Consider the following 21,875-nt stretch of genomic DNA (forward strand, 5'->3'; position numbering starts at 1 on the left):
TCACTCCTTCCCCGCCGGCGCCTCGGCGCGCGGGTGGTTCTCCAGGATGAGGTGTCCGACAGCCGTGTTCGAGGCCGGGACGTGATAGAAGCGGTGCTTCACCTCGACCGTACCGCTGCCGTCGACGTCGGCCAGCGCCCCTCGGGCGATGAACCACATGACGAGCTCGATGCCCTCCGACCCGGCCTCCTCGACGTACTCCAGATGCGGGACCCGGGCGAGGTCGGCGGGGTCGCGCACCAGCGCGTCGAGCCAGCGGTTGTCCCACTCCTCGTTGATCAGCCCGGCCCGCGGTCCCTGCAGCTGGTGGCTCATCCCGCCGGTGCCCCACACCTGCACCCGCAGCGGCCTGTCGTAGGACTCGATGGCCCGGCGCAGCGCCTGGCCGAGCCGGAAGCAGCGCTCGCCCGAGGGCACGGGGTACTGGACGACGTTGACATGGAAGGGGATGACCTTGACCGGCCAGCGCTCGACGTCGCCGAACATCAGCGACAGCGGGACGGTCAGCCCGTGGTCGACCGCCATCTCGTTGACGAGCGTGAGGTCGAAGTCCTCCCGGATGAGGCTGTGCGCGATGTGCGCCGCGAGGTCGGGGTCACCCTCGATGCCCGGCACCGGGCGGGGGCCGTACCCCTCGTCGGCCGCCGGGTACGACGCGCCCGTGCCGAGGACGAAGGTCGGGATGACCGTGAGGTCGAACGCCGTCGCGTGGTCGTTGTAGACGAGGAAGACCACGTCGGGCAGGTTCTCGCGCTCCCACTGCTTGGAGACCTCGTAGCCGTCGAAGACCGCCTTCCAGTACGGCTCCTCCCGGCGGTGCTGGTCCCACGCCGCGCCGATGGCGGGGACGTGCGAGGTGAACACGGCGCCGGTGACCCACGCGTGCTCGGCGGGCCGCTGCGCGCCCTCGGCCGCGTAGTGCGCTTCGCGGACCTGGTCGGCGATCCGGTTGCCCTCGATCGAGCGGCCGCCGTGGAGCATCATGTCGCGGTAGTCCTCCTCGCTCATCCCGGTCATCGACCCGGCCATCTGCTGGAAGGACAGCCCGAGCGTGGCACCCCACTTGGACAGGAAGTAGATGTTGCCGCCCTCGGCCATCGCGGCGTTGAGGTCGCGATCCAGCAGGGCCTGCCTCTGCGCGTCGGTGAGCGGCCACTCCTGCAGGTAGGCACGCTCGTCGGCCAGGTAGCGCTCGCGGTTGGCCGCGGTCATCAAGGACATGCAGAACTGGTTGAGGTGGTAGCCCTTGGCCGACTGCTCCGCGTCGAAGATCGTCGTGCCGGGGACCTTCTTGTAGGTCTTGTCGAGGGACATGGTGACTCCAATCGGTCGCGCCGGCTCAGGGCTCGTCCGGCCAGTACAGACGCATGGGGTTCTCGACGAGCAGGGCCTGTTGCAGGGCGGCGCTCGGGGCGATGTGCGGGATGCCGTCGACGAGGAGACCGTCGTCGGGCATGTGGTCGCAGAGGTTGGGGTGCGGCCAGTCGGTACCCCACAAGACGCGCTCCGGGAGCTCCTCGACCACCCGCCGGGCGAAGGGGACGACGTCGCGGTAGGCGTCCCGCTCCCCGTCCACGGCCGGCGGGCCGCTCACGGAAAGCCGCTCCGGGCAGGTCACCTTGCAGTAGGCGTCCGGCCGCTCGCGCAGCAGCCCGAGGAGGTCCTCGAACGGTGGGCCGGTGGGGTCCTGGCTGACGTCCGGGCGCCCCATGTGGTCGATGACGAACGGCACCGGCAGGTCGAGCAGGACGGGCCGCAGGCGGGGGAGGTCAGCGGCCTCGAGGTACACCACGACGTGCCAGCCGAGGGGACGGACGCGGGCGGCCAGCCGCTGGAGCGTCTCGGGTGGCTGGCGGTCTGCCAGCCGGCGCAGGAAGGTGAGGCGGACGCCGCGGACACCGGCCTCGTGCAGCTCGGCGAGCTCGTCGTCGGTGACCTCGGGACGCACGGTGGCCACCCCACGGGCGCGGCCTGCCGAGGCGCGCAGGGCGTCGACCATCGCCCGGTTGTCGGCACCGTGGCAGGTCGCCTGGACGACGACGTTGCGGGCGAAGCCGAGGTGGTCGCGCAGCGCGAAGAGCTGGTCCTTGGACGCGTCGCACGGGGTGTACCGGCGCTCGGGCGCGAACGGGAACTCCCACCCCGGCCCGAAGACGTGGCAGTGCGCGTCGACCGCGCCCTCCGGGACGCGGAAGGTGGGCGTGCTGGGGTCGGCGCACCAGTCCAGCCAACCGGGCGTCTTCTCGAACGTCGTCATCACAGCGGCCCGTTCAGTCCTCGTAGCGCAAGCCCAGCTCGGCGAGCGGGCCGCGCATGGCGTAGAGGTCGAGGCCCAGCTCGCCGGCCCGGAAGCGCTCGCGTTTGCCCGCCTCGGCACCCTCCCGGCGGGCAGCCGCATCCGCCACCTCGGCGGCGCGCTCCCGGGGCACGACGACGACGCCGTCGACGTCGGCCAGGACGACGTCCCCCGGCCGCACGAGGGCGTTCGCGCAGACGACGGGGACGTTGACCGAGCCGAGCGTCGCCTTGACCGTGCCCTTGGCGTTGACCGCCCGGGAGAAGACCGGGAAGTCCATGTCCTCGAGGTCGTCGACGTCGCGGACCCCGCCGTCGATGACCAGCCCGCGGGCCCCCCGGGCGCGGAAGGAGGTGGCGAGCAGCTCGCCGAAGAAGCCGTCCTCGCTCTCGGTGGTGCACGCGGCGACGACGACGTCACCTTCCCGCAGCTGCTCGGCGGCCACGTGGAGCATCCAGTTGTCCCCCGGCTGGAGCAGCACGGTGAGCGCGGGGCCGCAGAGCCGGGCCCCGGCGTAGACCGGGCGCAGGTAGGGCCGCATGAGCCCCACCCGGCCCAGGGCCTCGTGGACGGTCGCCACCCCGAACTGCGCCAGGGCCGCCACCGCCTCGGGGTCGGCGCGCGTGACCGAGGTATGGACCACGCCGATCTCGGTGTGCTGCATCGGGGCTCCTCTCAGTGCCCGGCGGCCGCGAGCCGGGCGGCGAGGCGGGGGTAGACGCGCAGGGCGTTGCGCGAGTAGACGGCCTCGCGCTCGTCGTCGGTGAGGTGGGGGGTGGCGTCGAGGTAGCGCTTCGTGTCGTCGAAGTGGTGGCCGGTCCTCGGGTCGACGTCACGGACGGCGCCGATCATCTCGCTCGCGAAGAGCAGAGCACGGCTGGGCACGACCTCGGTGAGCAGGTCGATGCCGGCCTGGTGGTAGACGCACGTGTCGAAGAGGACGTTCTCGAGCAGCTCCTCGGGGTCGGGGCGGCCGAGTGCCATCGCGAGCCCACGGAAGCGACCCCAGTGGTAGGGCACGGCCCCGCCCCCGTGCGGGATGACGAGCCTCAGCTGGGGAAGGTCGCGGAACAGGTCACCCTGGAGCAGCTGCATGAAGGCCGTCGTGTCGGCGTTGAGGTAGTGCGCGCCGGTCGTGTGGAAGGCGTCGTTGCACGAGGTGCTCACGTGGACCATGGCCGGCACGTCGAGCTCGCACACGGCCTCGTAGACGGGGTACCAGCTGCGGTCGGTGAGCGGCGGGGCGCTCCAGTGGCCGCCGGAGGGGTCCGGGTTGAGGTTGACGACGACCGCACCGAGCTCCTCGACGGCGCGGCGCAGCTCGGGGACGCTCGTGGCGGGCGCGGCACCGGGCGACTGGGGCAGCATCGCGCCCATCGCGAACCGGTCGGGGACGAGGGTGCTCACCCGGTGGACGAGATCGTTGCAGATCCGCGCCCACGTCGTGGACACGGCGAGGTCGCCGACGTGGTGGGCCATGAAGCTGGCCCGCGGCGAGAACACCGTGAGGTCGCTCCCGCGTGCGTCCATCATCGGCAGCTGGTTGCCCTCGACGGCGGCGAGCAGGTCCTCGTCGGGGATGTCGAGCTCGGCGGGGTCGGGCGCGTTCGCCGGGTCGCCGACCGCGGCGACCTGCCGCTCGCGCCACGCGGCGAGCTGGGGCGGGGCGGTCGTGAAGTGGCCGTGGCAGTCGATGATCACCGCGGCCACCACTGGGGGTTCGGCCCGCCGTTGCGGGCGGACGGTACGCAGCCCCCGCGGGGCCGTGCCGTCCAGGGCTGCGCCATCGCCTGCTCCCTCGTCCCGTCGTCGGACCGTGCCCGTGCACCGTGACACGGCGGCCCGGGGAGGTCAGCAGGGCTTCCGCCCTGCGGAAGGACGGGTCAGCCGGTCCGGACGACGGCGACCCCCGCCCGGCGGCCCAGCTCGGCGGACACGGCCTGGGCGGACCGGAGCACTCCATGGCGCAGCGCCCGGACCCGTTCGGAGCCGGGGTCGGCCGCGACGACCACCCCGAGGGCGGCGTGGACCGGGCCGCTCGGACCGACACGTACCGGCGCGGCGACCGCCAGGGTGCTCTCGGAGAGCTGGCGGTCGCTCACGACGACCTGCTCGCGCCGGATGCCGTCGAGCTGGGCTCGCAGCACGTCGGGGTCGGTGACCGTGTACGGCGTCCACGCGTCCAGCGGGGAGGCGAGCACGGCCTCCTGGATCTCGGCGGGGGCGTGCGCGAGCAGCACCCGGCCCATGCCGGTCGCCGAGAGCGGGAAGCGCCCCCCGACCATCGTCCGCAGCTCGACCGAGCGGTGACCGGCGATCCGCTCGACGAAGACGAGCTCGGTGCCCTCACGGACGGCCAGCTGGATGTTCTCGTGGGTCGCCTCGTAGAGGTCCTGCATGAAGGGCAGGGCGACGTCGCGCAGGATCTGGGTGCGCGGGCAGACCGCCGCCACCTCCCACAGACGCAGGCCGACATGCCAGGCACCGTCCTCACCGCGCTCGAGGGCACCCCACTCGGCGAGCTCGGTGACGACCCGGTGGGCCGTGCTCAGGGCCAGCCCGGTGCGCTGCGCGATCTGGGTGAGGGTCTGGCTCTGCCGCTCCCGGTCGAAGGTCGCGAGCACGTCGAGGACCTTGCCTGCTGCGGTGCTCCGGCCCTCCATGCCGGCAGTGTGGCACCCGGCGTCCGCCGGCGGACGCGGTTTGGGACAGCTCGCCGCCGCTGCGCCGTCCGCCGGGCACGACGTTCTCCGAGGTCAGACGGGGTGGCGTCGGCGCGTGGCGGCGCGCCGGGGCGGGGCCGGCCGCTCGTGGCTGGGCGACGAGACAGTTGACGAAATTGTCAACAATCGGGTTCACTCTCCGCGGAGGCACCCTCGACGGCGAGCGGTGTCGGACTCGAGGAGGAGCCCAGCCATGCACCTGCCCAGGACCTCATCGCGGCGGATCACCCGCCGCGCCGGACTCGTCGCCGCCGGATCGGCCGCCGCCCTCGTGCTCGCAGCGTGCGGCTCGGGCGACGGCTCGCTGGGCGACTCGTCCAGCAGCGACGGCGCGTCGAGCGCCTCCGGGGAGACGAGCACCGTCTCCGTCGGCGTCATCCCGATCATCGACGTCGCGCCCATCTACCTCGGCGTCGACCAGGGGTTCTTCGCCGACCACGGCCTCGAGCTCGACCTCGAGCTCGCCCAGGGTGGTGCGGCCATCGTCCCCGGCGTCGTCAGCGACCAGTACCAGTTCGGCTTCAGCAACACCACCTCCCTGCTGCTCGCCACCGACAAGGGCCTGCCGGTCAAGGTCGTGGCCTCGGGCAACCAGGGCACCGACGACCCCGAGGAGGACTTCGCCGGCATCCTCGTGCGCTCCGACAGCGGGATCTCCAGCCCCAAGGACCTCGCGGGCAAGAAGGTCGCCGTCAACACGTTGAACAACATCAACACGACGACGACCAACGCCCTCGTGCGGGCCGACGGCGGCGACCCCTCCGGCATCGACTACGTCGAGCTCGCCTTCCCCGACATCCCCGCCGCGGTCGAGAAGGGCGACGTGGACGCCGGCCAGGTCGTCGAGCCCTTCGTCACCACGGGCGCCGCCGACGGCCTGGAGAACATCGGCTCCAACTACGCGGGCGTCGCCCCCGACCTCCAGGTGGCGATGTACTTCACCTCCACCACCTACGCGCAGAGCCACCCCGACACGGTCGAGGCGTTCGCGGCCGCGATGGACGAGTCGCTCACCTACGCCCAGGAGCACCCGGACGAGGCCCGCGCGATCCTCCTGCAGTACACGAAGATCGACGAGGCAGCCACCCAGAAGGTCGTGCTCCCCCAGTGGGACGAGCAGATCACCGAGGACACCGTCCAGCAGCTCGCCGACCTCGGCATGCAGGACGGGCTCTTCGAGAAGGACGTCGACATCTCGACCCTCCTGCCGTGAGGCCGGTGGTCCCTCGCCCCGCGCGAGGGACCACCGCCCATCCCCGGACGACCAGGCGAGGAGCCTGCATGACCGCGACCACCACCGACGTCCCCGCCCCCCGGCGCCGCGTCCCCCTGCCGTCGGGTGACGGCGCGCTCGGCGTCCTCGGCCTGCTCACGGTCGCGGCCGTCGTCGAGGTCCTCCCGCGGACCGGGCTGGTCAACCCCGGCTACCTGCCGCCGACGAGCGAGATCCTCCGGGCCCTCGGAGGCGTCCTCGCCGACGCCGACTTCTGGCGCCTGCTCGGGCTGACGCTGCGGGGCTGGGCCGCCGGGCTCGCCGTCGCGATGGCACTCGGGGTCGCCCTCGGGTTGCTCATCGGCAGCTTCCGGGTGCTGCGCGAGGTGACCGCCTCGACGATCGAGTTCCTCCGGCCGATCCCGTCGGTCGCCCTCATCCCGCTCGTCGTCCTCGTCTTCGGCAGCCGGCCACCGTCGGCCCTCGTGCTCGTCGTCTACGCGGCGACCTGGCAGGTGCTCGTCCAGGTGCTCTACGGTGTCGCCGACGTCGACCCGGTCGCCCGTGACACCGCCCGCTCCTACCGGTTCTCGTTCCTGTCCACCGGGTGGAACGTCGTGTGGCCCACCGCCCTCCCCTACGTCGTCACCGGCTTCCGGCTGGCCGCCGCGGTCGCCCTCATCCTCGAGGTCACCGCCGAGCTCGTCATCGGCGTCCCCGGCCTGGGCCAGGCCATCGGCGTCGCCCAGTCCTCGGGGGCGGTCCCGGAGACCTACGCCCTCGTCATCGCGGTGGGGCTCGTCGGCGTGCTCGTCAACGTGCTCGCCCGGGTCCTCGAGCGGCGTGTCCTGCGCTGGCACCCCAGCGTCCGCCGGGAGGCCTCGTGACCGCCCGCATCCTGCGTCGCGTCGGCTACACCGCCGGGCTGCCCGCCGTGCTCGTCGCGCTGTGGTGGGTGGCCTCGGCCGGCAGCGACAGCTTCTTCTGGCCCCCGCTGCGCACCATCGTCGCGACGTTCCCCGACACCTGGCTCACCGGACGTCTCGGCGAGGACGTCCTGCCGAGTGTGCTGCGGCTGCTCGCCGGCTACCTGCTCGCCCTCGTCCTCGGCGTCGCCCTCGGGGTGCCGATCGGCCTCCACCGCCGGGTGCGGGCCTTCGCCGAGCCCACCCTGGAGTTCTTCCGAGCGATCCCGCCGCCGGTGCTCGTGCCGGTCATCGCCCTCTTCGCCGGCTACACGGGGTCGGCGTCCAAGGTGGTCACCATCGCCATCGGATGCCTGTGGCCAGTGCTGCTCAACACGGTGGAGGGGGTCCGCGCCGTCGACGAGGTCCTCGTCGACACCGCGCGCTGCTACCACCTCCGCCGCCGCTCGCAGCTCGTCCACCTCACGCTGCGCGGGTCGAGCCCGCAGATCGCCGCCGGCGCGCGCCAGGCCCTCTCGATCGGGGTCATCCTCATGGTCATCTCCGAGCTGTTCGGCGCCGACCGCGGCCTTGGCGCCTCGATCGTCCAGTTCCAGCGCAGCTTCGCCATCCCGCAGATGTGGACCGGCATCATCCTGCTCGGCGTGCTCGGCTTCCTGCTCTCCCTGATCTTCCGTCTCGTCGAGCACCGCGCCCTCGCCTGGTACCGCGGTCTGCGCGACGCCAACCGAGGAGCCTGACATGGCTACCACCGAGCCCACCACGACCGCCCCGGAGGCCGCCGCGACCGACGTCGCCCTCGACGTGCGCGGCCTGCAGAAGACCTACGGCGGCCAGGGCCGCTCGGTCGAGGCGATCCGCGAGCTCAGCTTCTCGGTCCCGCGAGGCCAGCTGACGTGCATCGTGGGCCCGTCGGGCGCGGGGAAGACCACGCTGCTGCGGTGCATCGCCGGCCTGCTCGACGTCACCGCCGGGGAGATCGTGCTCGACGGCGAGCGGGTCACCGGCCCACCACGCGGCATGGCGGTCGTCTTCCAGGAGTACGGGCGCAGCCTCTTCCCGTGGATGACGGTGCAGCAGAACGTCGAGCGGCCGCTCATCGAACGTAGAGTCCCCAAGGCCGAGCGGCGGCGCGTCGTCGCCGACGCCCTCGCCGCGGTCGGGCTCGGCGACTCCGGCGAGGCCCACCCGTGGCAGCTCTCGGGGGGCATGCAGCAGCGGGTGGCCATCGCCCGCGCCGTCGCCTACGAGCCCACGGTGCTCATCATGGACGAGCCGTTCGCCGCCGTCGACGCCCAGACCCGCGCCGACCTCGAGGACCTCGTCCGCGACCTGTGGCACCGGCTCGGCGTCACCGTGCTGTTCGTCACCCACGACATCGACGAGTCGGTCTACCTCGGGCAACGGGTGCTCGTGCTGTCCAACCGCCCCACGGTCCTGCTCGAGGACGTCACCGTCGACCTGCCCGACGAGCGCGACCAGCTGGGCACCCGGGGGACGCACCGCTTCGCGGAGCTGCGCGGACACGTCTACGAGCTCATCCAGCGCGCCAAGGCGGGGCACCGGCCCGAGGACGACGCGGGGCCGGCCTCATGAGCACGACCGACCACCGCGGGTCGCGCGGGTCGCTCCGGCCGAGCGGGGGCCGGCGGGCGAACGGCTACCCTCCCACCCAGCAGACCGACCTGCCCACAGCACGCCGAGGAAGGATCGCGATGGCCACCGACAGCACCGTCGTCGAGGGCCTGCGCGAGGCGATCCTGCGCGGGGAGCTGGCACCGAACCAGCGCCTCGTCGAGGCCGAGCTGTGCGAGCGCTTCGGCGCGAGCCGGTTCACCGTGCGCTCGGCGCTGCGGACCCTCGAGGCCCAGGGCCTCGTGGAGCTGCAGCGCAACCGGGGGGCACGGATCCGGGAGATCACCCTCGAGGAGGCCGTCGAGATCACCCAGGTGCGGATGGTCATCGAGGGTCTCGTCGCCGCCCGTGCGGCCGAGCTCGCGACGACCGAGGACGTCGCCGAGCTCGAGGCGATCGGCCAGGAGATGCGCGAAGCCGTCGCCGCGGGCGAACCGCTGCGCTACAGCGACCTCAACGCCCGGCTGCACGGCAAGATCCGCGACATCGCCGGCCACGGCCTGGCCCAGCGGATCATCGAGGAGCTGCGCGGCCAGATGGTGCGCCACCAGTTCCAGCTCGCGCTGCGGCCGGGACGCTCGGCGGTCTCACTGGCCCAGCACGAGCGGGTCATCGAGGCGGTCGCGTCCCGCGACCCGGCGGCCGCCGAGGCCGCCATGCGCGCCCACATCGCGAGCGTCATCGAGGCGCTGCGCGAGATCCGCTGAGCGCCGACACCCGACCGTCCCCCGGAACCGGCCCGCCGTTTCCGCCCGACCCCCCAGGGAGCACCCGTGGAGCGCATCCGTGACATCGCCCACCTCTCCGCCGTCGAGCTGCGCACGCCGGATCTCGAGGCGACCACCGACTTCTTCGTCCGTCTCCTCGGCCTGGACGAGGTGCGCCGCGAGGACGGGGTGGTCCACCTGCACTGCTGGGACGACTACGAGGGCTTCACCCTGCGCGTCGTCGCGCACGAGACCTCGGGCATCGGGCGGACCTGGCTGCGCACCGCCGGACCCGCGGCGCTCGAGCGACGGGTGGCGGCCCTCGAGGAGCGCGGGCATCGCGGCTCGTGGGAGGAAGGTGCGCCCGGCCTGGGCCCGACGTACGTCGTGCCCGACCCGGACGGCCACCTCCTGGCGTTGTACTGGGAGTCGGAGCCGTACCGGCCGCCGGAGCGCCTGCGGCCGTCGCTGAAGAACCAGGCCGCCGCGTTCCCCGGCCGCGGTGCCACCGTGCGCCGCCTGGACCACGTCAACTACCTCGCCCGGGACGTCGCCGCCAACGGCTCCTTCCTCGCCGACGCGCTCGGTGCCCGACTCTCCGAGCAGATCGTCCTCGACGACGGAACGCAGGCGGCCTGCTGGTACACCGTCACCGACAAGAGCTACGACCTGGTCCACACCACCGACTGGACTGGCTTGCGGGGGCGCCTGCACCACATCGCCTTCGCCACCGACACCCGGGAGGACATCCTGCGGGCCGCCGACGTGTTCCTCGACAACGACGTCTTCATCGAGACCGGGCCACACAAGCACGCGATCCAGCAGACCTTCTTCCTCTACGTCTACGAGCCGGGTGGCAACCGGGTCGAGCTGTGCAACGCGGGGGCCAGGCTGCTCCTCTCCCCGGACTCTCCCCCGGTCACCTGGACCGAGGCCGAGCGCGCCAAGGGCCAGGCGTGGGGGCTGAAGACCATCGAGAGCTTCCACACCCACGGCACCCCGCCCGTCGGGGAGTGAGGCCTCTCCGATGAGCCCCGCCCTGCGCCTGCTCTCCTCGAGGGCCCCCGAGCGGCTGCTGGACGCGGCCACGGACCACCTCCACCGGGAGCACGGTCTCACCGTGCGCACCGCCTCCGCCGGAGGCGTCGAGGTGGCCCGTCGGATGCGCCGCGGCGAGCCCGTCGACCTCGTCGTCCTCGCCGAGGACGCCCTGCGCGGGCTGTCGACGGAGGGGTCGGTGCACCCGGCGACGGTCACCGCGCTGTTCACGTCCGACGCGGTGCTCGCCGTGCGCTCCTCGGCCCAGCCACCGCCCCTGCGCACCCTCGCCCAGCTGCGCGACGTCCTCCGCAGCGCCGACGGTGTCGCGTACTCGACGGGGCCGAGCGGCACCGCGCTCGTCGCCCGGCTCGAGGAGTGGGGTCTGGCCGGCACGCTCCGCCTCGTCCAGGCGCCACCGGGAGTGCCCGTCGGCCGGCTGCTCGCGCAAGGAGTGGCCGAGGTGGGCGTGCAGCAGCGCAGCGAGCTCACCGGGATCGAGGGGGTACGCGTCGTCGGGCCGCTGCCCGGCCCCGCCGCCCTGACGACGACCTTCGCCGGTGCGGTGGCCGCCGGGTCGGCCCACCCGGCGCTGGCGGAGCGCGTCCTGGCCCTCCTCGCCGGCGACGAGCTCTCCCACCTCGTCCGCGCGCACGGCATGCTCCCGGCCCGACCTGGCTAGGGTGTCGGGGTCAGTGACCACCCCCACCGACGGAGACTGCCGTGAGAACGTGTGCCGAGTGCGGCGCCGAGGTCCACGCCGGCGACCGGTTCTGCCCCGTGTGCGGCGTCGACCTCGCCGCGGCCGAGGCGGCCGCTCGTGGCTCCCTCTTCGAGGAGCTGATGACGGACGGCCGCGCCGAGGAGGGCGAGCCCGTACAGGACGAGCGTGAGGAGGCCTCGCACAGCGGGCTGCTCGGCGTCCTGCTCGTCTCGCTCGGCGCCCTGCTGCTCGTCGCCGGGATCGTCTGGGTCGTCACGCCCCGCAGCGGCGGCGACGGCTCGGCGTCGTCCGCGGCGCCGGCCACGCGGTCCAGCGGGACCCCGACCCCCTCCCCCGCCTCAGCCGACGAGAGCTCCGCCTCCCCCTCCCCGGCGCGCTCCTCCGCGACCATGCAGCCCCCGCGTGACATCAACATGACGCACACGGCGAGCCGGTGCCCCGGCGCCGGGGACGGCGTCACCGCCTACAGCGGCAACGAGGTGACGAGCTGCGCCTTCGCCGTCGAGGTGGCCGAGGCGCTCGCCGCCCGGGACCCGAAGCTGCCGGCGACCTTGACGGTGCGCTCGCCGGTGACGACCAAGCGCTACACGATGACGTGCGACAACACCGCGCCGGTGGAGTGCCGCGGGGGCACCGACGCGCTGGTCTACGTCGCGCTGCCCGAGGGCTAGCAGACCTCCACACCCTCCCCACACTCCCACCACGTGCCCCCCGCCGCGCGAGGCTAGGGTGAGCAGCGTGCAGCCGGTGGTGCGGGTCGAGGGGCTCACCAAGGACTACGGTCCGGTGCTCGCCCTGGACTCGCTGACCCTCGACATCGGCGAGGGCACGACCGGCCTCGTCGGTGCCAACGGCGCGGGCAAGTCCACCCTGCTGAAGATCCTCCTCGGGCTCGTGCCCGCGACCTCCGGGCGGGCCGAGGTCCTCGGCCACGACGTCGAGGAGGAGGGCCCGCAGGTCCGGGCGACCGTCGGCTACCTGCCCGAGCACGACTGCCTCCCCCCGGACGTCAGCGCGAGCGACTTCGTCGTGCACCTGGCGATGATGTCCGGCCTGCCGCGCCTCGCGGCCCGCGAACGAGCGGCCGAGGTCCTGCGCCACGTCGGCCTCGCCGAGGAGCGCTACCGGCCGATGGGGGGGTACTCGACGGGGATGAAGCAGAAGGCCAAGCTGGCCCAGGCCCTCGCGCACGACCCACGCCTCGTCCTGCTCGACGAGCCGACCAACGGCCTGGACCCGGCCGCCCGCGACGAGATGCTCGGGCTCGTGCGCCGGATCGGGCACGACTTCGGCATCGCGGTCATCGTCACCTCGCACCTGCTCGGCGAGCTGGAGCGGGTGAGCGACCACGTCGTCGTCCTCGACGCCGGCCGGCTGCTGCGGGCCTCCCGGACCGACGAGTTCCTCGACGCCACCGGCACCCTGCTCGTGGAGGTCCTCGGCGAGGACGCCCAGGGCCGGATGGCGACCGCCCTCGCGACCGCCGGCATCGGGGTGCGCGAGCGCGGGTCGGCGCTGTCCGTGGACCTCACCGGCAGCGGGCCCGACGTGCGCGACGTCGTCCGGGACGCGGCGAGCGACCTCGGCCTCGGGCTGGTGCGGATGCAGGCCGACCACCGCCACCTCGAGGACGTCTTCGCCGAGCAGCCCTCCGACGGCCGGCCGGCCGACCACGCCGAGGAGGTGCCCCGTGACTGACCCGTCGGCCGCGACCCCCGAGGGGCGCAGCGTCATCCACGACCTGGGCTACCGCCCGTACACCGGGCCCCGGCTCGGGCAGGGCGCGATCGCCCGCTCGCTCGTCGGCACGGGGCTGCGCAACGCCTTCGGCCTCGGCCGCTCGGGCCGCTCGAAGGTGCTGCCGTTCGCCCTGCTCGCCCTGAACCTCCTGCCCGCGGTCATCGTCGCCGGGGTCATGGTGCTCGTCGGGCTCGACAGCCTGCCGATCGGCTACGCCGAGTACGCGTCGACGACCCAGGTGCTCGTCGGGGTGTTCGTCGCCGCCCAGGCCCCGGTGCTCTTCTCGCGCGACCTGCGGCACGGCACGATCGCCCTGTACCTCGCCCGGCCGCTCGGGTCGGGGACCTACGCCCTGGCCCGCTGGGTCTCGCTGCTCGGCGCCACCCTGGTCTTCCTCGTCCTGCCCGTCCTCGTCCTCTACGGCGCCGCCCTGCTCAGCGAGCTCGACGTCGCCGAGCAGACCCGGGACGTCGCGGTCGCCCTCGGGCTGGTCGTCCTGCTCGCCCTCTCGCTCGCCGGCGTCGCCGGCCTCGTCGCGTCCTGGTCCACGCGCCGGGGCTTCGCCGTCGTCGCGACGATCGCCCTGCTGCTCATCGCCAACGGCATCGTCACCGCCGTCCAGGGCATCGCCGGCGCGGAGGGCCGGCCCCGGATCGGTGAGGTCACCGGGCTGTTCTCGCCGTACTCGCTCTACCGCGGGCTGATGTCCGCCTGGACGGGGGTCGAGGCCCCGACGCCGCCGGCGTCGACGGGGATGGAGCTGGCCTACGTCGCGGTCCTGGTCGGCCTGTCGGCGGCCTGCCTCGGCGCCCTCGTCCTGCGCTACCGGAGGGTGGCGACGTCGTGAGCGTGCTGCGCCTGGAGCAGACCTCGCGATGGTTCGGCAACGTCGTCGCCGTCAACGGCATCACCATGTCCGTGGGCCCCGGCATCACCGGGCTGCTCGGACCCAACGGCGCCGGGAAGACGACCCTCATCGCCCTGATGTCCGGCTTCCTCGCTCCGTCCGCGGGCGCGGTGACCCTCGACGGGGAACCGGTGTGGCGCAACACCGGCGCCTACCGGACCCTCGGGCTGGTCCCCGAGCGGGAGGTCAGCTTCGGCTACCTCACCGGCCGGCAGTTCGTCCTGGCCAACGCCGAGCTGCACGGTCTGCGGGACCCCGGGGCCGCGACCCGGCGCGCCCTCGAGGTCGTCGACCTGCTCGAGCCGGCCGGGCGCCGGATCGGCACCTACTCCAAGGGGATGCGCCAGCGGGTCAAGCTGGCCTCCGCGCTCGTCCACGACCCCGCCGTGCTGCTGCTCGACGAGCCCTTCAACGGGGTCGACCCGCGTCAGCGCCTGCATCTCATGGCACTGCTGCGCCGGATGGGGGCCGAGGGGCGCACCGTGCTGTTCAGCTCGCACATCCTCGAGGAGGTCGAGCAGGTCGCCCGCCAGATCGAGGTCGTCGTCTCCGGCCGGCACGCAGCCTCCGGGGAGTTCGGCGAGATCCGGCGGCTGATGACCGACCGCCCGGTCCAGTACGTCATCGTCGCCGACGACGACCGGGGGCTCGCCTCGCGGCTCATCGCCGAGCCCTCGGTCCTCGCCGTGGCGCTGCGCACGGACGGCGGCGTCGACGTCTCCGTGTCCGACTTCGGCGCCTTCGCGCTCCGGCTGCCGCGGGTCGCCCGCGAGCACGGCACCCGCATCCTCGAGGTGCGCCCGACCGACGACTCCCTCGAGAGCGTCTTCTCCTACCTGGTGGGGGGCTGAGCGGTGAACCGTACGATCATCCGGCTCTCGGCCCAGGCCGTGCTCGGCCGCCGCCGCGGGATCGTGCTCGTGCTCGTGCCCGTGGCGCTGCTGCTGCTGGCCGTCGTCGTGCGCCTGCTGACCGACGGCGACGTGGGCTTCCAGGCCACGGCCGGGCTCGGGCTGACCCTCGCCCTGCCACTCGTCGCGCTGCTCGCCTCGAGCGCGGTGCTCGGGCCCGAGGTCGACGACGGCTCGATCGTCTACCTGCTCGCCAAGCCGGTGAGCCGGCACGTCGTCGTCGTGAGCAAGTACGCCACCGCGTGGGCGACGACGATGGTGCTCGGCGCGCTGCCGCTCGCGCTGGCCGCGCTCGTCCTCGACCCCTCGCTCGGGCGCCGTGCGCTGGCCCTCGGCCTGGGCGGGGCGGTGGCCGGGACGGCGTACTCGGCCCTCTTCCTGGCCCTGGCCGCGCTGACCCGGCACGCCGTCGTCGTCGGCCTGCTCTACACCCTGTTCTGGGAGGGCGTGCTCGGGTCGCTGCTCGCCGGCGTGCGCTGGCTCTCGGTGGGGGCGTGGGGTCGCGCCGTGGCGGGCGAGGTGAGCCCCCTGCTCGCCGACGAGGCGAGCACCGGGCTGGTCTACTCGCTCGTCGCCGCCGCGCTCGTCACCCTCGTGACGGTGTGGTTCGCGGGCGACCGGCTGCGCTCGTTCACCCTCCGCGGCGACGAGTAGCCCGCCGACGGCTCGGTGACCCGGTCGGGGCTCCTCAGGCCGGGGGTGGCGCGCACGACGCACGCTCGACCATCGTCGTGGGCAGCCGCGCGTGGCCGGGGCTGCTCCCCTCGCCGTCGAGGAGGGAGACGAGGATCCGCAACGCGGTGGCCCCGATCTCCTGCAGGGGCTGGGCGATCGTCGTGAGCGCCGGCGTCGACAGGGCCGACTCGGGCACGTTGTCGAAGCCGACGACCGACAGGTCCCCCGGGACGTCGAGCCCGAGGGAGCGAGCGACGTCCATCGTGCGGATGGCGCTGAGGTCGTTCGCCGCGAACACGGCCGTGGGCCGCTCGGCGCGCGAGAGGAGAGCTCGGGCGGGCGCCTCCGCCGACTCGGCCCGGTACCCGCCGACCACGACGAGGGACTCGTCCACCGGCACCCCGGCCCGCCGCATCGCCTCGCGGAAGCCCTTTTCCCGCAGCCGTGCCGACTCCAGGTCGGTGCGCCCCCCGAGGAACGCGACGCGCCGGTGGCCGAGGGCGAGCAGGTGCTCGGTCGCGGTGACGGCACCGCCGAGGTTGTCGGCGTCGACGGTGGGGACGTCGCTCGGCCCGGTGTGCGGGTCGACCGCGACGACGGGGATGCCGCCGTCGCGGGCGTCGACGACCGTCGGGGTCACGACGATCGCCCCGTCGATGACCGAGCCGCCGAGCCGGGCGAGCGAGCGACGCTCCCAGCCCACCTGGTCCCCGTGGTGGCGCCCTGAGTGGGCGATGAGCTCGTACCTCGTCTCGCCGATGGCCGCCGAGACGCCCTTGAGCAGCTCGGTGCTGAACGGCTCGAACTCCGCGACGAGCACGCCGATGACGTTGGTCCGCAGGCTGCGCAGGCTGCGAGCGCCGAGGCTGGCCTCGTAGCCGAGGTCGGCGATGACGCCGAGCACCTTGTCGTGGGTGGCCGGGGAGACGCCGTAGCGGCCGTTGACCACCTTGGACACCGTGGCGACGGAGACCCCGGCGGCGCGCGCGACGTCGGCCATCTTCACTCGCCCGACCGGCTGCACGCCCCCGATCCTACCGACCGAGGGCGTGCCGGGCGGCGGCCGATCACGGTGTCGGACACCGGCTCGGGTCAGGAGGTGAGGTGCTCCACGGCGAGCTGGTTGAGCCGGACGAAGCCGAAGTCGCGCTCGGCGGCCTTCTCGACGTCGAAGCCGTCGTCGGTCGCGAGGAAGTCCGCCAGGGACTCCCCCTCATCGAGGGTGGGCTCCACGAGCGTCCCGACCCCGGCGTACTCCATCGCCTCGGTGACCCGCGGGTCGGCGCGGAACGCCCTGGCCTTCTCGGCGAGCAGCAGGTACGTGCTCATGCACGCCTTGGCCGACTCCCACACACCCTCGAGGTACTCGGTCCGCGACGGCTTGTAGTCGAAGTGCCGGGGGCCGGTGTAGCGCGGGGCGTCCGGGTTGCCCGGGAACCCGTTCTCGAGCAGGTCGACGGTGAAGAACGCGGAGAGCAGGTCACCGTGGCCGAAGACGAGGTCCTGGTCGTACTTCAACCCGCGCTGGCCGTTGAGGTCGAGGTGGAAGAGCTTGCCGGACCACAGTGCCTGCCCGAGCTGGTGGGTGTAGTTGAGGTTGGCCATCTGCTCGTGGCCGGTCTCCGGGTTCAGCCCGACGATGTCGCCGTGCTCGAGCTCGGCGATCATCGCCAGGGCGTGCCCGACGGTCGGCAGGAAGATGTCGCCGCGCGGCTCGTTCGGCTTGGGCTCCAGGGCGATCCGCAGGTCGTAGCCCTTGGACTTGATGTAGCCGGCGACGGTGTCCAGGCCCTCCTTGTAGCGCGCGAACGCGGAGTGGAGGTCCTTGCTGCCGTCGTACTCGCTGCCCTCGCGGCCACCCCACATGACGAACGTCGTCGCCCCGAGCTCCGCGGCGAGGTCGACGGCGTGGATGACCTTGCGCAGCCCGAACCGGCGCACCGAGCGGTCGTTGCTCGTCAGGCCGCCGTCCTTGAAGACGGGGTGGCTGAAGGTGTTCGTCGTGACCATCTCGATGACCAGGCCGGAGGCGTCGGCGGCAGAGCGCAGCCGGCCCACCCGCTCGCGGATGGTCTGCTCGTCGGCGTCGAAGGGGTAGACGTCGTTGTCGTGGAAGGTGATCCCCCACGCCCCGAGCTCGGCGAGCCGGTCGGCGTACTCCCACGGGTCCAGCGCGGGGCGGCTCGGACCGCCGAACGGGTCGGTGCCCGTCCAGCCCACGGTCCACAGCCCGAACGAGAAGCGGTCCTCGGCGGTCGGCGTCCTCGGCGACATCGTCATCATCTCCTGTGTGTTTTGTTCAATGATGAAACTAATACGCCGTCCGGGGTACGGTCAAGACGTGAGCCGGCCGACGCGTGGAGGAGCGCCGTCCCCGGTGGCGGTCGACGCCGGCGGGGTGCGGGCGGTCAACCTCGCCCGGGTGCTCTCGGCCGCCCTGGCCTGCCCCACCCCGCCGACCCGGGCCGACCTGGCGCTCGCCACCGCCACCACCCGGGCCACCGCCGCCCGGCTCGTCGACGACCTGCTCGCCGGCGGTCTGCTCGAGGAGCTCGGGGCGCAGGCCGGTCGTCCACGCGGCCCCGGCCGCCCGGGGACGCCGCTCGGGCCCGGGAGCACGCTCGGGGCGCTCGGGCTGCAGGTCGACGTCGACCGGGTGGCGGCCGTGGTCGTCGACCTCACCGGCGCCGTGCGCGCCGAACGCGTCGAGGACGACGACCTGCGCGGCTCGCGGCCCGCACCCGTGCTGCGCCGGCTCGCCCGGCTGGCCCACCGGGCCCTCGCCGACGCGCCCGACGTGCTCGTCGTCGGTGCCCGGCTCGCGCTCCCGGGGATCGTCGCCGACGACGGGGTCCTGCTGCGTGCGCCGAACCTCGGCTGGTCCGACGTCCCCGTGGCCGAGCTGCTCCCCGACCTGCCCGGGCTCGCAGCCGTGGCGGTGGGCAACGAGGCGGAGCTGGCCGCCGTCCCCATCTCGTTCGCGGCCCCCGGACGGCCGGGCACCCACCGCGACTTCGTCTACCTCTCGGGGTCCACCGGCATCGGCGGCGCGGTCGTCCTGGACGGCCACCCCGTCCGCGGCCGGCACGGCTGGGCCGGCGAGGTGGGCCACGTGACCGTCGACCCCGCCGGCCCCGCGTGCGCGTGCGGGAGCACGGGGTGCCTCGAGCAGTACGCCGGTGCCCGGGCGCTGGCCGCCGCCGCGGGCCTGCCCGAGACGACGCGCACGAGCGAGGTCGCCCGCCGCGCCACCGCAGGCGACGCGCGCGCCCGCGAGGCGGTCGAGCGGGCCGCCGCCGGCCTGGGCATCGCGCTCTCGGCGGTCGTCAACGTCCTCGACGTGCCGGTCATCGTCCTCGGAGGCCACCTGCGTGAGCTCGGGGAGCTCGTCCGCCCCACACTGGAGCGCACCCTCGGCCGGCGGGTCCTGTCGGCGGCCTGGGTCACTCCCGTCGTCGAGGTCGCGCCCGAGCGGCCGGTGGCCGCCGCGCTCGGCGCCGCGTACGTCGAGCTGCACCGCCTCGTCGCCGACCCCGGGCCGTGGCTCGAGGGCCGCACCGCGGCCGCCGTGCCGTCCGGAGGCTGACCGCCCCCGCGGCGCGCCTGCCGGCGCCGGACGCCCGGAGGGTCAGCGCTCGACGTCGACCGTCGCGAGCAGGGCCAGCTCGTCCCGCGACGGCTGGCCCTCCCAGTCGCCGTCGACCGCGGCCGCCAGCGCGCCGCAGCGGGCCGCCGTGTCGAGCATCGTGGCCGGGTCGGCCCCCGCCACCCACTCGGCGAGGTAGCCCGCGGCGAACGCGTCACCCGCGCCGATCGGGTCGACCTCGGCCACCTCGAAGACCGCCGAGGTACGGGCGACCCCGTCGACGCACGAGACCGCGCCATGGCGGCCGTGCTTGACGACGGCGTGCCGGGGCCCGAGCTCGTGGAGCCGGTCGGCCAGCTCGGCGTCCGCCACGGCGTCCCCGACGAGCAGACGCGCCTCCGCGTGGCCGGCGAACACGACGTCGGCGGCCGCGGCCACCGGGCGGAGGACCTCGGCGGCCGCGTCGGGGGCCCACAGCCGGGCCCGGAAGTTGACGTCGAACGAGACCGCCGTCCCCGACGACCGGGCGACCGCCACGGCGCGGTCGAGGGCTGCCCGGGCGGAGGGCCCGAGGGCGGGCGTGATGCCCGAGACGTGCAGCAGCCGGGCCGAGGCGATCGCTGCCTCGTCGAGGTCCTCGACCGCGAGCAGGGAGCCGGCGCTGCCCTCCCGGTAGTAGGTCACCCGCGTGACGGCCGCCGTCCGTCGTTCTCGCACGAGCAGCCCGGTGCGGGCGCGCGGGTCGACCGCGGCCCGGACCTCGACCCCCTCGCCGCGCAGGGTGGAGACGACGAGCCGGCCGAACTCGTCGTCGCCGACGCGGCCGACCCACTGCACCGGCACCCCGAGGCGCGCCAGCCCGATCGCGACGTTGGACTCGGCCCCGGCGACACCGAGGTCGAGGGCGGCCGAGTGGCGCAGGGGGCCGATCCCCTGGGAGGCGAGCCGCCCCATCGCCTCGCCGAGGGTGACGACCTCAGCCACGGGCCACCTCCTCGCTCGCCACCGCACCGGCCATCGCGGTCCGTGCCCGCTCCCCGAGGGCCTCGAGGGACCCTCCGCGCAGGGAGTCCCCGACGAGTGGGGACCCGAGCCCGACGGCGACCGCACCGGCCGCCAGGTACGCGGGGATGTCGCCGAGCGCCACCCCGCCCGTCGGCACGAGGGGGATGTCGTCGAGGGGTGCCCGGACCGCCCGGACGTACTCGGGCCCTCCCACCGACCCGACGGGGAACACCTTGACCGCCGTGGCCCCGAGGCGGTGGGCGGCGACGACCTCCGTCGGTGTCATCGCGCCCGGGAGCCACGCGAGACCGAGCTCGAGGGCCCGGCGGCCGACGGCCCCGTCGGTGTCGGGCGACACGACGAAGGTGGCGCCCGCGGCCGCGGCGTCGTCGACCTGCTGCGGGGACCGGACCGTCCCGGCACCCACCCGCGACCCGTCGCCGGCGAGCTCCCCGAGGGCGTCCTGCCACCCCGGCGAGTTCGTCGTCACCTCCAGCCAGCGCACACCCTCGCCGAGGAGGGTGCGCCCCACGGCGCAGGTGGCTCGCGCGTCACCTCCACGGAGGATGGCGACGACCGGGCTGGCCGCGAGCTCGCCCAGCACGATGTCCCGGCCGCTGCCGCTCACGCCATCCTCCCGATCGCCGCAATGCCCTCACGGATGTCGTCCGTGGACGTCGCGAGCGAGAGCCGCACCCACCCCTCACCGCCGGCGCCGAACGCGGTGCCGGGCGCGACCGCCACCCGCTCCTGCTCGAGGAGGCGCACCGCCCAGGACTCGACGTCCCCACCGGCCCGGGCGCTGACGTCGGCCCACAGGTAGAAGGCCCCGTGCGGGACGACGTGGGGGATCCCGGCCTGCTCGAGCAGGTCCAGAGCCAGCCGGCGGCGCGCGTCGTAGGTGCCGCGCATCTCGTGCACCCGCTCCTGCGGCCCGGTGAGCGCGGCCAGGGCGGCCCGCTGCGCCGGGGCGTTGACGCAGGCCACCATGGGCTCCTGGAGCTTCGCGGCGACCGGGGCGACCGACGCCGGGCAGACGAGGTACCCCACGCGCACCCCGGTCATCGCGTAGGTCTTGGAGAAGGAGAACGCCGAGAGCACGCAACCCGTCCGGTCGAAGGTCGCCGGGGAGACGTGGGCGACCCCGTAGGTCAGCGCGTCGTAGCACTCGTCCGACAGCAGCCACAGGTCGTGCCGCTCGGCGAACCGGACGAGCTCCTCGAGCCGGGGCCCGGGGATGACGGTGCCGAGAGGGTTGGACGGGCTGTTGACGACGAGCACCCGGGTCCGTGGCGTCAGGAGAGCCTCGAGGTCGGCCACGACCGGGACGAAACCCTGCTCCGGGCGCAGCGGGTACCCGACGGGGACCCCCTGGAGGAGCCCGACGGCCATCCGGTAGTTCGGCCACCCCGGGTCCGGCACGAGGACCTCCTCGCCCGCCGCCAGGGTCATGGACAGCGCCAGGTGCAGCGCCTGGGCACCGCCGGCGCTCACGACGACCTGCTCGGGAGCGACCTCGATGCCGTTGGCCGTCCGCAGCTTCTCCACGAGGGCGCGGGTCAGCTCGGGGATGCCGCCGTTGGGGACGTAGTGCGTGTCCCCGTCGAGGTAGGCCTGGGCCCCGGCCGCGGCGACGTGGGCCGGCGGGTCGAAGTCGGGCTCGCCGACGTGCATCCCGATGAAGGGCCGTCCGGAGGCCCACGCGGCGTCCATGACCCGGCGGATTCCGGACCGGGGCATGGTCGCGGCGTGGGGAGTGGGTGTCGGCATCGCGGTGCGGGGCTCCTTG

23 protein-coding genes are annotated in these 21,875 nt (G+C 74.0%); 13 read left to right on the forward strand and 10 right to left on the reverse strand.

Translation table 11 applies throughout. From position 1 onward, the window contains the following. The 5 genes from ligA to G8D98_RS08745 form a co-directional block, all read right to left on the reverse strand. On the reverse strand, positions 1-1,314 hold the full coding sequence (ligA, locus tag G8D98_RS08725) for a protocatechuate 4,5-dioxygenase subunit alpha (RefSeq protein ID WP_166101770.1): 1,314 nt from the start codon (positions 1,312-1,314) through the stop codon (positions 1-3). A gap of 25 nt (positions 1,315-1,339) precedes the next feature. After that, positions 1,340-2,257 (reverse strand): amidohydrolase family protein, encoded by a 918-nt coding sequence (locus G8D98_RS08730; RefSeq protein ID WP_166101772.1) that lies wholly within the window; start codon positions 2,255-2,257, stop codon positions 1,340-1,342. Between the two features lie 13 nt (positions 2,258-2,270). Then, positions 2,271-2,960: a 4-carboxy-4-hydroxy-2-oxoadipate aldolase/oxaloacetate decarboxylase gene (ligK, locus tag G8D98_RS08735; protein ID WP_166101775.1), complete on the reverse strand. Its 690-nt coding sequence runs from the start codon at positions 2,958-2,960 to the stop codon at positions 2,271-2,273. 11 nt (positions 2,961-2,971) lie between these two features. Further along, positions 2,972-3,997: an amidohydrolase family protein gene (locus G8D98_RS08740; protein WP_166101972.1), complete on the reverse strand. Its 1,026-nt coding sequence runs from the start codon at positions 3,995-3,997 to the stop codon at positions 2,972-2,974. A 182-nt stretch (positions 3,998-4,179) separates the two neighbouring features. Continuing rightward, positions 4,180-4,959, reverse strand: a complete 780-nt coding sequence (locus tag G8D98_RS08745; RefSeq protein ID WP_166101778.1) for an IclR family transcriptional regulator — start codon at positions 4,957-4,959, stop codon at positions 4,180-4,182. Positions 4,960-5,212: 253 nt separating this feature from the next. On the opposite strand from G8D98_RS08745, the gene G8D98_RS08750 reads away from it, so the two are divergent. The 12 genes from G8D98_RS08750 (at position 5,213) to G8D98_RS08805 (ending at position 15,474) form a co-directional block, all read left to right on the forward strand. After that, the gene (locus G8D98_RS08750) at positions 5,213-6,232 is read left to right on the forward strand and encodes an ABC transporter substrate-binding protein (RefSeq protein ID WP_166101780.1); all 1,020 of its coding nucleotides are present in this window, start codon (positions 5,213-5,215) and stop codon (positions 6,230-6,232) included. Positions 6,233-6,300: 68 nt separating this feature from the next. After that, positions 6,301-7,119, forward strand: a complete 819-nt coding sequence (locus G8D98_RS08755) for an ABC transporter permease (protein WP_166101782.1) — start codon at positions 6,301-6,303, stop codon at positions 7,117-7,119. Further along, positions 7,116-7,898, forward strand: coding sequence for an ABC transporter permease (locus tag G8D98_RS08760; RefSeq protein WP_166101785.1), 783 nt, complete (start codon positions 7,116-7,118; stop codon positions 7,896-7,898). Before G8D98_RS08755 ends, G8D98_RS08760 begins: the two co-directional genes overlap by 4 nt. A gap of 1 nt (position 7,899) precedes the next feature. After that, complete coding sequence (locus G8D98_RS08765; RefSeq protein WP_166101788.1) at positions 7,900-8,754, forward strand: ABC transporter ATP-binding protein; 855 nt, start codon at positions 7,900-7,902, stop codon at positions 8,752-8,754. A gap of 119 nt (positions 8,755-8,873) precedes the next feature. After that, on the forward strand, positions 8,874-9,500 hold the full coding sequence (locus tag G8D98_RS08770; RefSeq protein WP_166101791.1) for a GntR family transcriptional regulator: 627 nt from the start codon (positions 8,874-8,876) through the stop codon (positions 9,498-9,500). Between the two features lie 66 nt (positions 9,501-9,566). Then, a complete protein-coding gene (locus tag G8D98_RS08775; protein ID WP_166101794.1) occupies positions 9,567-10,517 on the forward strand; it encodes a VOC family protein in 951 nt (316 codons plus the stop codon). A gap of 10 nt (positions 10,518-10,527) precedes the next feature. Then, a complete protein-coding gene (locus G8D98_RS08780; RefSeq protein WP_166101799.1) occupies positions 10,528-11,220 on the forward strand; it encodes a substrate-binding domain-containing protein in 693 nt (230 codons plus the stop codon). 41 nt (positions 11,221-11,261) lie between these two features. Further along, complete coding sequence (locus tag G8D98_RS08785; RefSeq protein WP_166101801.1) at positions 11,262-11,933, forward strand: zinc ribbon domain-containing protein; 672 nt, start codon at positions 11,262-11,264, stop codon at positions 11,931-11,933. Between the two features lie 58 nt (positions 11,934-11,991). Then, the gene (locus G8D98_RS08790; protein ID WP_205859743.1) at positions 11,992-12,960 is read left to right on the forward strand and encodes an ABC transporter ATP-binding protein; all 969 of its coding nucleotides are present in this window, start codon (positions 11,992-11,994) and stop codon (positions 12,958-12,960) included. Next, positions 12,953-13,849 carry an ABC transporter permease gene (locus G8D98_RS08795; RefSeq protein WP_166101804.1) on the forward strand — a complete coding sequence of 299 codons (897 nt, stop codon included), beginning with the start codon at positions 12,953-12,955 and terminating at the stop codon, positions 13,847-13,849. The genes G8D98_RS08790 and G8D98_RS08795 overlap by 8 nt, the downstream gene beginning before the upstream one ends. Beyond that, positions 13,846-14,760, forward strand: a complete 915-nt coding sequence (locus tag G8D98_RS08800) for an ABC transporter ATP-binding protein (RefSeq protein ID WP_166101807.1) — start codon at positions 13,846-13,848, stop codon at positions 14,758-14,760. Before G8D98_RS08795 ends, G8D98_RS08800 begins: the two co-directional genes overlap by 4 nt. Before the next feature lie 3 nt (positions 14,761-14,763). Further along, positions 14,764-15,474: an ABC transporter permease gene (locus tag G8D98_RS08805; RefSeq protein WP_166101809.1), complete on the forward strand. Its 711-nt coding sequence runs from the start codon at positions 14,764-14,766 to the stop codon at positions 15,472-15,474. 34 nt (positions 15,475-15,508) lie between these two features. Here G8D98_RS08805 and G8D98_RS08810 read toward each other — a convergent pair whose 3' ends face one another. Together G8D98_RS08810 and xylA are read right to left on the reverse strand one after the other, a co-directional pair. Beyond that, entirely contained in the window at positions 15,509-16,495 is a 987-nt protein-coding gene (locus G8D98_RS08810; RefSeq protein WP_166101977.1) for a LacI family DNA-binding transcriptional regulator, read from the reverse strand. Between the two features lie 92 nt (positions 16,496-16,587). After that, the gene (gene xylA / locus G8D98_RS08815; protein ID WP_205859750.1) at positions 16,588-17,775 is read right to left on the reverse strand and encodes a xylose isomerase; all 1,188 of its coding nucleotides are present in this window, start codon (positions 17,773-17,775) and stop codon (positions 16,588-16,590) included. A gap of 61 nt (positions 17,776-17,836) precedes the next feature. Here xylA and G8D98_RS08820 point away from each other — a divergent pair, with 61 nt between their 5' ends. Next, entirely contained in the window at positions 17,837-19,081 is a 1,245-nt protein-coding gene (locus G8D98_RS08820) for an ROK family protein (RefSeq protein WP_205859744.1), read from the forward strand. Between the two features lie 42 nt (positions 19,082-19,123). On the opposite strand, the gene G8D98_RS08825 is transcribed toward G8D98_RS08820, so the two are convergent. The 3 genes from G8D98_RS08825 to G8D98_RS08835 are packed head-to-tail and all read right to left on the reverse strand — an operon-like array spanning position 19,124 to position 21,826. Next, a complete protein-coding gene (locus tag G8D98_RS08825) occupies positions 19,124-20,065 on the reverse strand; it encodes a sugar kinase (protein ID WP_166101812.1) in 942 nt (313 codons plus the stop codon). Beyond that, complete coding sequence (locus G8D98_RS08830; RefSeq protein WP_205859745.1) at positions 20,058-20,714, reverse strand: bifunctional 4-hydroxy-2-oxoglutarate aldolase/2-dehydro-3-deoxy-phosphogluconate aldolase; 657 nt, start codon at positions 20,712-20,714, stop codon at positions 20,058-20,060. Before G8D98_RS08830 ends, G8D98_RS08825 begins: the two co-directional genes overlap by 8 nt. Next, positions 20,711-21,826, reverse strand: a complete 1,116-nt coding sequence (locus G8D98_RS08835) for a pyridoxal phosphate-dependent aminotransferase (protein WP_166101815.1) — start codon at positions 21,824-21,826, stop codon at positions 20,711-20,713. Before G8D98_RS08835 ends, G8D98_RS08830 begins: the two co-directional genes overlap by 4 nt. Positions 21,827-21,875: the final 49 nt, after the last annotated feature.

Origin of the sequence: Phycicoccus endophyticus, assembly GCF_011326735.1 — a bacterium.
In the GTDB taxonomy this organism is placed as follows: Bacteria; Actinomycetota; Actinomycetes; order Actinomycetales; family Dermatophilaceae; genus Phycicoccus; species Phycicoccus endophyticus.

What these genes read in the sequence shown, in the direction of transcription:
- ligA (WP_166101770.1), bottom strand. Translation starts at nt 1,314, where the DNA reads ATGTCCCTCGACAAGACCTACAAGAAGGTCCCCGGCACGACGATCTTC.
- G8D98_RS08730 (WP_166101772.1), bottom strand. Translation starts at nt 2,257, where the DNA reads ATGACGACGTTCGAGAAGACGCCCGGTTGGCTGGACTGGTGCGCCGAC.
- ligK (WP_166101775.1), bottom strand. Translation starts at nt 2,960, where the DNA reads ATGCAGCACACCGAGATCGGCGTGGTCCATACCTCGGTCACGCGCGCC.
- G8D98_RS08745 (WP_166101778.1), bottom strand. Translation starts at nt 4,959, where the DNA reads ATGGAGGGCCGGAGCACCGCAGCAGGCAAGGTCCTCGACGTGCTCGCG.
- G8D98_RS08750 (WP_166101780.1), top strand. Translation starts at nt 5,213, where the DNA reads ATGCACCTGCCCAGGACCTCATCGCGGCGGATCACCCGCCGCGCCGGA.
- G8D98_RS08755 (WP_166101782.1), top strand. Translation starts at nt 6,301, where the DNA reads ATGACCGCGACCACCACCGACGTCCCCGCCCCCCGGCGCCGCGTCCCC.
- G8D98_RS08765 (WP_166101788.1), top strand. Translation starts at nt 7,900, where the DNA reads ATGGCTACCACCGAGCCCACCACGACCGCCCCGGAGGCCGCCGCGACC.
- G8D98_RS08770 (WP_166101791.1), top strand. Translation starts at nt 8,874, where the DNA reads ATGGCCACCGACAGCACCGTCGTCGAGGGCCTGCGCGAGGCGATCCTG.
- G8D98_RS08780 (WP_166101799.1), top strand. Translation starts at nt 10,528, where the DNA reads ATGAGCCCCGCCCTGCGCCTGCTCTCCTCGAGGGCCCCCGAGCGGCTG.
- G8D98_RS08810 (WP_166101977.1), bottom strand. Translation starts at nt 16,495, where the DNA reads ATGGCCGACGTCGCGCGCGCCGCCGGGGTCTCCGTCGCCACGGTGTCC.
- xylA (WP_205859750.1), bottom strand. Translation starts at nt 17,775, where the DNA reads ATGACGATGTCGCCGAGGACGCCGACCGCCGAGGACCGCTTCTCGTTC.
- G8D98_RS08835 (WP_166101815.1), bottom strand. Translation starts at nt 21,826, where the DNA reads ATGCCCCGGTCCGGAATCCGCCGGGTCATGGACGCCGCGTGGGCCTCC.